The sequence below is a fragment of the Limoniibacter endophyticus genome, assembly GCF_014652835.1.
GTDB lineage: Bacteria > Pseudomonadota > Alphaproteobacteria > Rhizobiales > Rhizobiaceae > Limoniibacter > Limoniibacter endophyticus.
Map to the genome: position 1 here is coordinate 312,926 of NZ_BMZO01000003.1, position 12,913 is coordinate 325,838.

8 protein-coding genes and 1 pseudogene are annotated in these 12,913 nt (G+C 57.2%); 4 read left to right on the forward strand and 5 right to left on the reverse strand.

The features are described 5' to 3' along the window. The first annotated feature begins 54 nt into the window (after positions 1 to 54). Positions 55 to 1,233, forward strand: coding sequence for a CynX/NimT family MFS transporter (locus IE151_RS06125; RefSeq protein ID WP_189489072.1), 1,179 nt, complete (start codon positions 55 to 57; stop codon positions 1,231 to 1,233). Between the two features lie 307 nt (positions 1,234 to 1,540). Here IE151_RS06125 and groL read toward each other — a convergent pair whose 3' ends face one another. From groL to IE151_RS17940, 5 genes and pseudogenes are all read right to left on the reverse strand, one after another. Then, entirely contained in the window at positions 1,541 to 3,184 is a 1,644-nt protein-coding gene (gene groL / locus IE151_RS06130; protein WP_189488932.1) for a chaperonin GroEL, read from the reverse strand. A 52-nt stretch (positions 3,185 to 3,236) separates the two neighbouring features. Then, positions 3,237 to 3,533: a co-chaperone GroES gene (gene groES / locus IE151_RS06135; protein ID WP_189488933.1), complete on the reverse strand. Its 297-nt coding sequence runs from the start codon at positions 3,531 to 3,533 to the stop codon at positions 3,237 to 3,239. 254 nt (positions 3,534 to 3,787) lie between these two features. Beyond that, complete coding sequence (locus IE151_RS06140; RefSeq protein ID WP_189488934.1) at positions 3,788 to 5,575, reverse strand: pilus assembly protein; 1,788 nt, start codon at positions 5,573 to 5,575, stop codon at positions 3,788 to 3,790. 49 nt (positions 5,576 to 5,624) lie between these two features. Continuing rightward, positions 5,625 to 7,208, reverse strand: coding sequence for a vWA domain-containing protein (locus IE151_RS06145; RefSeq protein WP_244636625.1), 1,584 nt, complete (start codon positions 7,206 to 7,208; stop codon positions 5,625 to 5,627). Positions 7,209 to 7,235: 27 nt separating this feature from the next. After that, positions 7,236 to 7,388: pseudogene (locus IE151_RS17940) on the reverse strand (TadE/TadG family type IV pilus assembly protein); the annotation flags it as partial. A gap of 278 nt (positions 7,389 to 7,666) precedes the next feature. On the opposite strand from IE151_RS17940, the gene IE151_RS06150 reads away from it, so the two are divergent. From IE151_RS06150 to ileS, 3 genes are all read left to right on the forward strand, one after another. Next, positions 7,667 to 8,542: a TIGR01459 family HAD-type hydrolase gene (locus tag IE151_RS06150; protein WP_382344831.1), complete on the forward strand. Its 876-nt coding sequence runs from the start codon at positions 7,667 to 7,669 to the stop codon at positions 8,540 to 8,542. Beyond that, positions 8,502 to 9,545 (forward strand): bifunctional riboflavin kinase/FAD synthetase, encoded by a 1,044-nt coding sequence (locus IE151_RS06155; protein WP_189488936.1) that lies wholly within the window; start codon positions 8,502 to 8,504, stop codon positions 9,543 to 9,545. Before IE151_RS06150 ends, IE151_RS06155 begins: the two co-directional genes overlap by 41 nt. A gap of 287 nt (positions 9,546 to 9,832) precedes the next feature. Then, positions 9,833 to 12,742: an isoleucine--tRNA ligase gene (gene ileS / locus IE151_RS06160; RefSeq protein WP_189488938.1), complete on the forward strand. Its 2,910-nt coding sequence runs from the start codon at positions 9,833 to 9,835 to the stop codon at positions 12,740 to 12,742. Positions 12,743 to 12,913 lie beyond the last annotated feature (171 nt).

The window sequence follows — 12,913 nt, forward strand, 5'->3', positions numbered from 1 at the left end:
GAAGAAGAGACAGTCGTGGTTGAGGAGGTCTCGTCGTCGCATTTGCCGACGACGATGCTCGGCCGCATCCTACTTGGCGCGAGCCTCGTGCTGATCGCATTCAATCTCCGCCCTGTCTTCGCGAGTGCGTCGGTTCTGCTGCCCGAAATTGTCCGCGGGCTTGGGCTGACGTCGCTCGAGGCCAGTATCCTCACTACGTTGCCCGTCGTATGTCTTGGCCTGTTCGCGCCCTTCGCGCCACGTTTGTCACAGCGTATAGGTACGGAAAGAACCTTGCTGCTCGTTCTGGTTCTGCTGGCGGTGGGAACCTCCCTGCGAGGTATTGTTTCTTTCCCGTTTCTGCTGCTGGGAACGGCAATGGCCGGAGGGGCTATTGCCGTCGGTAACGTGCTTCTTCCAGGTCTGGTAAAACGGGATTTTCCCAAGCAGACAGCGTTGATGACGGGATTGTACACAATGGCGCTGTGCGCTGGTGCGGCTCTTGCTGCGGGTGTCACCGTGCCGATCGAGAACATGGTTGGCGGGCGCTGGGAGCTGGCGCTCGCCTTTTGGGCACTGCCTGTTCTGCTCATTCTCGCCCTCTGGCTTCCGCAAGCCCTTGCGGCGGGAAAACGGCCTCGCCAGGACCGATACAGGGTGTCCAGTCTCTGGCGCGACAGGCTCGCATGGCAACTCACGCTCTTCATGGGGCTGCAATCCTCGTTGGCCTATATCGTCTTTGGTTGGCTTGCTCCCATCCTGCGGGAACGCGGCATGGATGCCGTCGCCGCTGGTGCGATAGTTTCGCTCGAGGTCGTGGTGCAGATGATCGCCAGCCTTGTTCTGCCCGGCATTGCCATGCGCTGCCGGGATCAGCGCGGCGTCAATCTCGTTCTTGCCGCCTGCGCCGCGATCGGATTGCTCGGCTTTCTTTTCGCTCCGCTCTGGAGCGTGTGGCTCTGGGTGGTTGTGCAGGGGATCGGGCAGGGTGGCATGATCGCCGTCGCCATGACAATGATCGTGTTGCGTTCGCCCGATAGTCATGTCGCGGCTCATTTGTCCGGCATGGCGCAGTTCATTGGCTATCTCATAGCCGCGGCTGGTCCGCTTGCTGTTGGCCTGTTGCATAGCCTTACCGGGACCTATGCTGCCTCGGGCATTCTTTTTGCTCTTATCGGTCTCGGCATTGCCATTACCGGCTGGGGGGCGGGACGCAATCTGCATGTGTCCGCAAGAAGCGAAAGAATAGGCTAGATGCTTGCAATGGCGGTGATTTACAGCCTTGATAAATGGTGATTTTCTCCCTTTGAACGTGGAGGCAGGCCACGATCTGTTTCCCAAGGAATATCCATACAGGCGTCTCTCCAGTCCGAGCGTCAGGCGGTTGCCGCAGAGAGTGAGGCGATCTTTCTCGATCGTCTCTCTGGCAGCATTCCCCGATAAATGGCGAGGCTTCCAACAGTGCCGATGCGGCTGCTTTTGATCGGGGCAGCTTCTCCGCCTTCACAAGAAAAAGGGCGACCCGAAGGCCGCCCCAGTTTCAGCGATTGGATAAGACTTCTTAGAAGTCCATACCGCCCATACCGCCCATGCCGCCGCCCGGCATTGCAGGCATGCCAGCGTCCTTCTTAGGCAGTTCTGCAATCATCGCCTCGGTGGTGATGAGCAGGCCGGCAACCGAAGCTGCATTCTGCAGAGCAGAGCGAACAACCTTGACCGGATCGACAATGCCGAGTTCGATCATGTCGCCATATTCGCCGGTTGCAGCATTGTAGCCGAAGGTGGCCGAGTTGTTTTCCAGCGTCTTGCCGACAACGATCGAAGCTTCGTCGCCTGCGTTGTTGGCGATCTGGCGAACCGGAGCCTGCAGAGCGCGGCGAACGATGTTGATGCCAGCTTCCTGATCGGCGTTGATGCCCTTGGCAGTGATGTTGCTGGAAGCGCGGAGCAGAGCCGTGCCACCGCCAGCAACAATGCCTTCTTCAACGGCAGCGCGGGTTGCGTTGAGCGCGTCGTCCACGCGATCCTTCTTTTCCTTCACTTCGACTTCGGTCGCACCGCCAACGCGGATGACGGCAACACCGCCAGCGAGCTTGGCAAGGCGTTCCTGCAGCTTTTCACGGTCATAATCCGAAGTGGTTTCTTCGATCTGACCCTTGATCTGGGCAACGCGGCCTTCGATCTCTGCCTTCTCGCCAGCACCATCGACGATGGTGGTGTTTTCCTTCGAGATCGAAACCTTCTTGGCACGGCCGAGCATGTCGAGCGTGACGGTTTCGAGCTTGATGCCGAGGTCTTCGGAGATCACCGTGCCGCCCGTGAGGATAGCGATGTCTTCGAGCATGGCCTTGCGGCGGTCGCCGAAGCCAGGAGCCTTGACAGCAGCGATCTTGAGGCCGCCGCGCAACTTGTTGACGACGAGCGTTGCGAGAGCTTCGCCTTCGACGTCTTCAGCGATGATGACGAGCGGCTTGCCCGACTGAACGACCGATTCCAGAACCGGCAGCATGGCCTGCAGGTTGGAGAGCTTCTTTTCGTGCAGCAGGATGTAGGCGTCTTCGAGATCTGCAACCATCTTTTCAGGGTTGGTCACGAAGTAAGGCGATAGATAGCCGCGGTCGAACTGCATGCCTTCGACGACTTCGAGCTCGGTTTCGGCGGTCTTGGCTTCTTCAACCGTGATCACGCCTTCATTACCGACCTTCTGCATGGCTTCAGCGATCATCTCGCCGATTTCTTTTTCGCCGTTTGCGGAGATCGTGCCAACCTGGGCAACTTCTGCCGAGGTATTGATCTTCTGTGCGCCCTTGACGAGCTTTTCGACGACTTCCGTGACAGCGAGGTCGATACCGCGCTTCAGATCCATCGGGTTCATGCCGGCAGCAACAGCCTTGGCGCCTTCCTGAACGATGGCCTGGCCGAGAACGGTGGCCGTGGTCGTGCCGTCACCGGCGATGTCGTTCGTCTTGGAAGCAACTTCGCGCAGCATCTGTGCGCCCATGTTTTCGAACTTGTCTTCCAGTTCGATTTCCTTGGCGACCGAAACGCCGTCCTTCGTGATGCGTGGTGCACCGAAGGACTTGTCGATGACGACGTTGCGGCCTTTCGGGCCGAGCGTGACCTTGACGGCATCGGCAAGGATGTTCACGCCGCGCAGAAGGCGCTCACGTGCGTCGCGGGAAAATTTTACGTCTTTCGCAGCCATTGGAGACTCCTAAACGAGAGAGTGAATTAATATGGTCAAGCGAACGGCTGGATTAGCCGATAATGCCCATGATGTCGGATTCCTTCATGATCAGCAGGTCCTTGCCGCCGATCTTGACTTCCGTACCCGACCATTTGCCGAACAGGACGCGGTCGCCTGCCTTGACGTCGAGGGCAACAACCTTGCCGGCCTCGTCACGGGCGCCGGAGCCGACGGCGACGATTTCGCCTTCCTGCGGCTTTTCCTTGGCGGTGTCGGGAATGATGATGCCGCCAGCGGTCTTTTCTTCCGACTCGACGCGACGAACGACGACGCGATCGTGAAGCGGACGGAAATTCAACTCTGCCATGTTTCTATCCTCACAGGATTGTCGAAAACAGATTAAGGGCCTGATATCCCCCTGCTGTTAGCACTCCTTATTGGCGAGTGCTAAAGCTGACCGAAGAGATAGAGAGGCTCATTTTGCGAGTCAAGGCGGATGAGCTGACGGCGTAAAAAAATTCACGAAGATATGGTGACGGCGCGCGCCAGACTCGCTGAAGGGTTGAGTGAGCGGCTAGCCGCTCACCCAGTAAGGCCCCGTGTCGTGACGGCTCTATATCGTCAGTCCACAATACGCAGATTGCTGATCTGAGAGGCAATCTCACGGAACACTCCCGGAAGCTGAGCGCTCACCGCATTCCAGAAAAGACGCTTGCCATTTCCTGCTTTTGTAGCGCAGGCCCGAAGAAGAGCGATCTGTTTTTTTTCCTCGGCCGTTTTGTCATTCAGGTCTAGCGCGACCGTCATGACGATCACACCCTCCTCGTGTGCCTTGGCGCAGACTTTTGTGAAGATGGCATCGAGGCCTGCCTCCGTGGATGCACCGTCGCTCAAGCCGGCTGCTTCCGTCAGGCGCCTATTCGGTTTCTCGCTTCTTTTAGGAGCGTGATAACCGTAAGATCCGTATCCGCTGTCGGCTTCTACACCGCTTACACGGTCGCGATATTCATTGGCGCCGTCCGTCAGAATAACCATGAATTTTTGGGTGCCGGAGTTGCGAAAAGGCGTTGCGCCGGAGAAGGGGGCATGGGGAGACAAGAGATGGAGACCCCAGATCATCCCCTCCGGCACGTTTGTTTTGCCGTGGGGTGACATCGCGTTGATCTTGTCGAGCAATTCCTTCCGGGCAGCATTCTGCCCCACGCTCCGAAGAGGAGTAACGGGTTGGATTACGCAATCGCCATTGGGCCCGCTCGGCGCGTCGATATGCGCCGTGATCGGGTGGATGGGACGAATTTCCGCTTGATCCTGCGTAAAGTAGCGGCTGACCTCATTATGGTCATGGACCGAAGCCTGGTTCGGCTTGTCGGTCCACCAATTATTATGCTTTGAGATACGTGTGTGGCCTGCAAGCGGCGGTTCGTCAGGATGAAACATAGGCACGAAAAGAGATGCCGGAAACGCCGCGTCCGGTGCGGCAAATGAAAGTGTGTAGGGAGCAGGCCGCGATTCGACACAACCTTTCCAGCCCTGTTTGATGCTTTCCGCTTTGTGGATTTCCTTGGCCTGCTGCATAATGGTGAACCTGGTCAGGTGTTTTCCCTTGAGCTTGCCCCAGGCGCCCCCAATTGCGGTGAAGGATCCATCGCCGTTTTTTCGAATGCATCGGCGGTCATTGATGCATTCCGGTGCGTGTTCGAGCGGAAAGGAACTTTCCCAGTCCAGATTTTCGTGGTGGATGGGAGAAATTCCCTTGGCGTCGAGCCACGAGGCCTGCCGGTTTTGCGCGCCGACATTGATCCATGCATTGAACGGTACAATGCCGATCTTGACATGAGACTTGGCTCCCGGAGAGAACTGAGCAGAAGCTCCCAGCGCTGAGATCAGCCCCTTTGCGGAGTTCTTGAGTACGTCGATCCGTTGCGTTCTCGTGCCAAAACCCAAATTGTTCATTGATCCTGAATTGTCCAGCACAAGGACGATTTCTGCATCCTGGGGAATGGAACTGCTCGACGCCAGATGAATTACGCCGGGTCCGTCCGGTGCTCCAAAGATGCGTTCGACTGCGCCCATGAGGAAGGTGTCGTAGTGCAGTCTCGCTTTCGCCTGGATGAACCGTTTGCCAGCCTGATTTTGCGGATACTCAAGCGTCAATTTGACATTTGGAAGGGAAATATCTTCAAGATTGGCGCGGAAAATGCCTTGTGCATATGTATCGATCGGTTTGCCGTGATAATTCTTCGCGGCGGCAAGACTGGTTGCGTCGAGCGCCGCCTGGAGTTCGGTTTTCAGACGCTGGAGATTGGTATAGTCAACGGCAAGGCCCACTGTGGCAAGAATTACGGGCAAAGCCAGCGCGACGAAGACAAAAAAGCCGCCGTCGCGATCGCTAATAAATTTTTTTAACATAATATACTTTTGGTGTGATTAAACTATGAGTTTCTTCGGTATCGAAGTATTATCTTGAAATATACATGCTTTTAAAATCGGAAGTTATTTGCGCCAGGACTTCCTCCAGTTGGTCGGAAGAAATATTCCAGAAAAGTTTTTCCGGGTCGGGCCGATCGTTTGAAAGCGGAGCCGTTCCGTTCGACGGAGTGCTGCGGTTGAACGCGTCCGGCGAAGCACATTCCTGAAGAAGCGATATCTGCTGATGTTCCTCAACATCGTTGGAATCGAGGTCGAGAGCCAAGGTGATCAGGATGATGCCATCGCTTTTCGCTTCGTCGCAGGCCTTTTTCATGTTGCTGTCCAGGGCGTCGCTAAAGCTTTTTTCGCTCGTGCCGGGTGTGACGCCGGTACCCATGAAGATACGATTTTGTTGCGCCGTGTCGAATGGCTTCACGTATCCGTGGGCGCCGTACCTTGATACGGTTCCAGCTGTGTTTGAACTGACGTTGTAGGTGTTGGCGCCGTCGGTCAGGATGATCATGTAGCGTCTTACGGCGAGCCTCCCGGATTCCGTCTCATCGAATGGTTCTCCCGGCGTCAGAATGCGAAGACCCCATGCAATCGCGTCACCAACATTTGTGTCGCCTACCGGTGTCATCTTCTTGATTGCGTCTTGCATCATTTTCAGATTGGCCGCGTCGGAGACATCGGTCAGCGGAATCACGGATTGCACCGTGCAGTCGAAGTTCGGGCCTTTCCCGTTCGGAATAGTACTGGGCGTTCCTGAAAAATACCTCTCCACATTTGCCTGCCTCTCCCTGTCGGTGCCGGACGTCGCGTTTTTGTTCCACCAGTCGTTGGTCTCGGCGCCGGAGCCGATTTCATCGACGGCGAACATCGGGACGAACAGCGAGTGGGGATCGCCCATAATGGTACCTGATGCGTCTTGCGAAGCTTGTGCTGGCTGCATTCCGACAGTGTAGGGCGCAGGGCGCGCCTCCACGCACCCTCCCCAGGGTACGCTAACAGCGTCAAATAACTGGAAACGGGTCAGAGGCTTGTCTTGCTGGGTGTCCCAATCCTTGCCACGCGCGAACCAGATATTGCCGATTTTCTCGACACATTTGTCGCACGTCGCGGGATCGCCCGGAAACGACCCCGCCCAGTCGAAGTTTTCGTGATGCGTCGGGGCAATGCCCGAACTGTCGATCCAGGGCGCAGATCGGTTCTGGCTGCCGATATTGACGGTGCTGGCGAAAGGGACCAGGGCGACCTTGGTATCCTCTTGCAAAGCGAGCGCAGTGACTGTCTTCTGGCTGGCTCGGCGAACGGTTTCGATGCGGTCGATGGATGTTCCTCCGCCTGTAAAAATCATCGAAAAGGAGTTGTCGATCACCATTGCCACTTCAACCTTGCCGGACAGCTTCACGTCACTCGTGAGGCTTATTGGTGTGCTGCCGCTTCGTCCTACGAGATTGGAGAGCGCTCCTAGAAGAAAGGGGTCGTAGTTGAAGGTGCCGCTCACTCTAAGGATACCGGCCGCGCCAGCCGGATTCAGCTCCGTTTTTACACTTACTTCTGATGCGGCGAGCGAATGGATATTTGCTTGAAACATGCGCTGCCCGTAGTCATCGAGTTCGTCTGCTCGCATGGAGAGGGCAACTTTTGCCGATGCGACCGATGCGGCATCGAGTGCCGTCTGGACCTCCTCGCGCTGCCGCAACATGTTTGAAACATCGATGGCGTAAGCAATTGCCGCCAGTAGTGGAACGCATATTAGAACAAATATGATGTTTAGCGATCCGGAAGTATTCTTTTGAAAAGATTTCATTTGATCACCTCGGTAAAATTCACCTGTGGCTATCAGAAGAATTGTAAAATCTCGTTGAGAATAATTCTAAAATTTTGACTTATCTTGGGAGATATCTTAGTTAATGCAAAATAATTTCGATAATACTCATTAGCCTATATAAGTACTAAAGGGTATCGGTTCGATGCCGGGTTAGATGCGTTGTGCGAGATTCCCAAGAGCCTCGAAAGGGTGGTGACAGGCCGCGCCTCTTGCGCTAGGTGCTTTGCCAAATGCGACGCCCATAACCAGGAGACGATATGACCGACGCAGCCATTGCCGCCGCGCCCCGCACGGTGGAAACGCTCGATGCGTTGCTCGATGATTATTCCGTCGTTTTATGCGATGTCTGGGGGGTGTTGCACAATGGCGTCGAGGCATTCCCGCAAGCTTGTGCAGCCCTTCAGCGCGCGCGCCAGAAGGGTAAGGCGGTCGTTCTTATCACCAATGCGCCACGGCCCAACAAGCCGGTCGAGGTGCAGATACGCGGGCTGGGCGTGCCGGACGATGCATGGGATTTCATCGTCACGTCGGGGGATGTTACCCGTAAGCTGATTGCCGAAGGCCCGCGTCGCATTTTTCATATCGGCACGGAACGCGAAGAATCCATCTACGAAGATCTGGATGTGGAACTGGTTGAGGAATTCGAAGCCGACAGCGTGGTTTGTACCGGTTTCGTCGATGATGATAGTGAAAAGCCGGAAGACTACGCAGATCTTTTGCAGCGGCTGCGCGCCCGTAACCTGCCTTTCATCTGCGCCAATCCCGATATTGTTGTAGAAAAGGGCGAAAAGCTCGTCTGGTGCGCGGGTGCTCTTGCGCGCGACTATGGTCTGCTCGGCGGTCGCACATTCATTGCCGGCAAGCCGCATCATCCGATCTATGAGGCAGCGTTGAAAGCTGCCTGCGGGGTTCTTGGCCGCGAGGTGACGGCGAAGGATGCGCTGGCTATCGGCGACGGTATTCTCACCGATATCAAGGGTGCGGTTGCCAATGGCGTGGACGCCTTGTTCATTTCCGGCGGCATTCATGCAGGCGAATATGGCGACGCGCTTGAGCCGGATGCGGGGCGCATGGCCGTGTTCCTGAACAGGCATGGGCACATGCCGGTTGCCACCATGCCGCGTCTGGCGTGAGGACAAAGCTGTGCAGCCTGTCGAGTTTGTTCATATCGCCCCGGACGCTGCTTTGCCTGAAACATTGCGCGGCGCAGTCGTGGCCATAGGCAATTTCGACGGTGTACATCGCGGTCATCAGGCGGTGCTGGAGTGCGCGTTGGAGGAAGCGAAGGCGCGCGGCGTTCCTGCCGTCGTACTGAGTTTCACGCCACATCCGCGCCAGGTGTTCCGTCCCGAAATGCCGCTGTTTCAGCTCACGCCGTCGCATCTCAAGGCGCGACTCTTGCAGGCGCTCGGTTTTTCCGGCCTGGTTGAATTGCGGTTCAGCCGTGAATTCGCGACCCAATCCGCCCAAAGCTTCATTGATAATATTCTTCTGGGCAAGCTGGGTGTCGTCCACGTCGTCACCGGTTTTGATTTTCATTTCGGACGAAACCGCGAAGGCACGCCGGATTTCCTGAAGACGGCAGGTGAAGGAGCCGGCTTCGGCGTGACGATGGTGGAAGCCTTTTCGGATGAGGGCGGCGAGAGAGTTTCGTCGAGCCGCGTCCGCGAGTTCCTCTGCACTGGTGAGATTTCGCAAGCTGCGGGCCTGCTCGGCTATCGTTTCATCGTGGAGGCGCCTGTGCAGCACGGTCAAAAACTTGGCCGTACCCTCGGCTATCCTACTGCTAACATGACGCTGCCAGATGACGCCACGCTTGCCCATGGCATTTATGCGGTGCGTCTGCGCCGCGCTGACGGAAGCTTGCATGACGGCGTTGCGAGTTTCGGGCGTCGGCCCACTGTCACGTCGCATGGTGAGCCATTGCTCGAGACTTTCGTATTCGACTTTTCTGGCGATCTCTACGGGGAGGTTTGCAGTGTCTCGTTCTTCGCCTATCTTCGCGGCGAGGTAAAGTTCGACGGGCTCGACCCCCTGGTCGAGCAAATGCGTCGGGATGAGGTGGAGGCCCGTGCTGTTCTGGCGGCGGCGCAGCCGATTGGTCCGCTCGATCACAGGCTGAACTTTAGCGGCTAACGCTGCATGCTTCGGGATCAGCCCACGTTTGCCACGTTTTTTCGTTCTTGACCAATACGCACTCTTTCCAGCGGCGCTCGCCTCCGCTACAAGCACCCATCATGACGATGGCGCAGCTTTTGCTCAAGACCACGATACGAATTATCAGCCCGGCTGTCCGGGCGGCCTGACGGTCGCCGGGCGGTCCGGGTTTTGCCAATTACCAGGCACCAGTCGCGCACGCGCATCTTTCCAGTAGTTTCCAGACTGCGAGCTGCAATTCCAAATGCTCGCGCCGAGGCATGACGATGACCGATACGTCCGATAAGATCGATTATTCCAAGACCCTTTACCTGCCGCAGACCGATTTCCCGATGCGTGCTGGCCTGCCCCAGAAGGAGCCGCAAATCGTGGCCCGCTGGGAGGAGATGGATCTCTACAAGAAGCTGCGGGAGTCCGCGAAAGGCCGCGAGAAATTCGTGCTGCATGACGGTCCTCCCTATGCCAACGGCAATATCCATATAGGCCATGCGCTAAACAAGGTACTGAAGGACGTCATCACGCGCTCCTTCCAGATGCGCGGTTTCGATTCCAACTATGTTCCGGGCTGGGACTGCCACGGCTTGCCGATCGAGTGGAAGATCGAGGAAAAATACCGCGCCAAGGGCCAGGACAAGGATCAGGTGCCGATCAACGAGTTCCGCAAGGAATGTCGCGAATTCGCCGCAGGCTGGATCGGCGAGCAGTCGAGGGAGTTCAAGCGCCTTGGCATCGTTGGCGATTTCGAAAATCCCTACACGACGATGAACTTTCACGCCGAGGCGCGTATTGCTGGCGAACTGCTGAAATTCGCCATGTCCGGCCAGCTCTATCGCGGTTCCAAGCCCGTTATGTGGTCAGTGGTCGAGCGTACCGCATTGGCGGAAGCAGAAGTTGAGTATCACGACTATGAAAGCGACGCGATCTGGGTGAAGTTTCCGGTAGTCGGCTCGGATGCCCTTGCTGGCGCATCGCTCGTTATCTGGACGACCACGCCTTGGACCATTCCCGGCAACCGCGCTGTCGCCTATTCGCCCCGCGTTGCTTACAGTCTTTACGAAGTCACTGCTGCCGAAAATGATTTTGGGCCGCAAGCAGGAGAACGGCTAGTCTTCGCTGATGCGCTCGCCGAAGAGTGCTTCAAGAAGGCCAAGCTCGAATTCAACAAGTTAAGCGACGTTTCCGCCGCCGACCTCTCTTCAATCACGCTTGATCACCCCCTCAAGGGCTTCGGCGGTGGCTATGAATTCATCGTGCCGCTTCTGGCTGGCGATCACGTGACCGACGACGCTGGTACCGGTTTCGTCCACACGGCTCCAAGCCATGGCCGTGAAGATTTTGACGTGTGGATGGATAGCCAAAATCTGCTTCGCGAGCGTGGCATTCCGACAGAAATCCCGTTTCCGGTCGATGATGCAGGCTTCTATACCAAGGATGCGCCGGGCTTCGGTCCGGATCGCGAAGGCGGCGCTGCACGAGTGATCGACGACAACGGCAAGAAGGGCGACGCCAATAAGGCCGTTATCGAGGCGCTGATTGCAGCCGATGCACTCTTTGCGCGCGGTCGTCTAAAGCACCAATATCCGCATTCCTGGCGCTCGAAGAAGCCGGTCATCTTCCGCAATACGCCGCAATGGTTCGTTCATATGGACAAGGAACTTGGAGACGGCTCCACGTTGCGTTCGCGTGCGCTCAAGGCCATTGACGAAACCCGCTTCGTGCCTGCTGCGGGGCAGAACCGCTTGCGTGCCATGATCGCAGACCGCCCGGATTGGGTATTGTCGCGCCAGCGCGCCTGGGGCGTGCCGATCTGCATTTTCGTGGATGCCGACGGCAATGTGTTGAGGGACGAGGCCGTCAACAAGCGTATCCTGGAGGCCTTCGAGCTTGAAGGTGCCGATGCCTGGTTTGCCGATGGCGCGCGCGATCGCTTCCTGGCCGACAGGGCCGGCGAGCCGTGGATCATGGTGCGCGACATTCTCGACGTCTGGTTCGATTCGGGCTCGACCCATACCTTTACGCTGGAGGATCGCCCGGACATGAAATGGCCGGCCGACGTCTATCTGGAAGGTTCGGATCAGCATCGCGGCTGGTTCCATTCGTCGCTGCTCGAGGCTTGCGGCACGCGTGGCCGTGCGCCGTACAACGCCGTCATCACCCATGGTTTCACCATGGATGAAGAAGGCCGCAAAATGTCGAAGTCGCTCGGTAACACCGTTACGCCCCAGGACGTGATCAAGGACTCGGGTGCCGATATCCTGCGCCTCTGGGTCATGAACACCGATTATTGGGAGGATCAGCGTCTCGGCAGGACCATCCTGCAGACCAATGTTGATGCCTATCGCAAGCTGCGCAACACAGTCCGTTGGATGCTCGGTACACTTGCCCATGATGAGGGCGGCGACGTCGTGCTCTCAGAGATGCCGGAGCTGGAGCGCCTGATGCTGCACCGTCTGGCCGAACTCGATCTGCTGGTGCGCGAATCCTATGATGCGTTCGATTTCAAGCGCATTGCCCGTGCGCTGATCGACTTTGCAAATGTCGAGCTCTCCGCCTTCTATTTCGATATACGCAAGGATGCGCTCTACTGCGATGCACCGTCGAGCAAGCGTCGTCAGGCAGCACTTTATGTCGTGCGCCAGCTGTTCGATCGTCTGGTTACGTGGCTCGCGCCGATGCTTCCCTTCACGACCGAAGAAGCGTGGAGCGAGCGCTATCCGCAGGCAGCATCCGTGCATCTGGAGCAGTTCCGCGAAACGCCCGTCGAATGGCGCGATGATGTGCTGGCTGAAAAGTGGCGCAAAGTGCGACAGGTTCGCCGCGTCGTCACCGGTGCATTGGAGATCGAGCGCGCGAAGAAGACGATCGGTTCTTCGCTTGAGGCTGCGCCACGGGTTTTCATCACAGACGCCGCTCTTGCCGAAGCGGTCGCGGATGTCGATCTCGCCGAAACAGCAATTACCAGCGACATCGCCATCATGTCTCACGCGGCGCCGGACGAAGCCTTCGTGATGGATGAAGTTGCAGGTGTAGGTGTTGTCATTGAGCGGGCCAAAGGCGTAAAATGCCAACGTTCCTGGCGCTATACGAATGATGTCGGCTCCGACCCGGCCTGGCCGGATGTGTCGGCACGCGATGCCGCGGCGCTGAACGAGTTGAAAGCACTCGGCCGTCTGTAAGAGGAGAGGGCGCTGTTTTGCAGCTGCGCCCTTATCCCGCCAACATTGCGTGACAGGTGAGGGCGAGCGTTGCTCTTTGGTTTGTGCTTTGTTAAAAGCTCTGCCGACTAGGTAGAAATCCACAGGCAGCGTCCCGCTAATGTCGCGAGGCTATCTGAGCGGGTCAGCCAG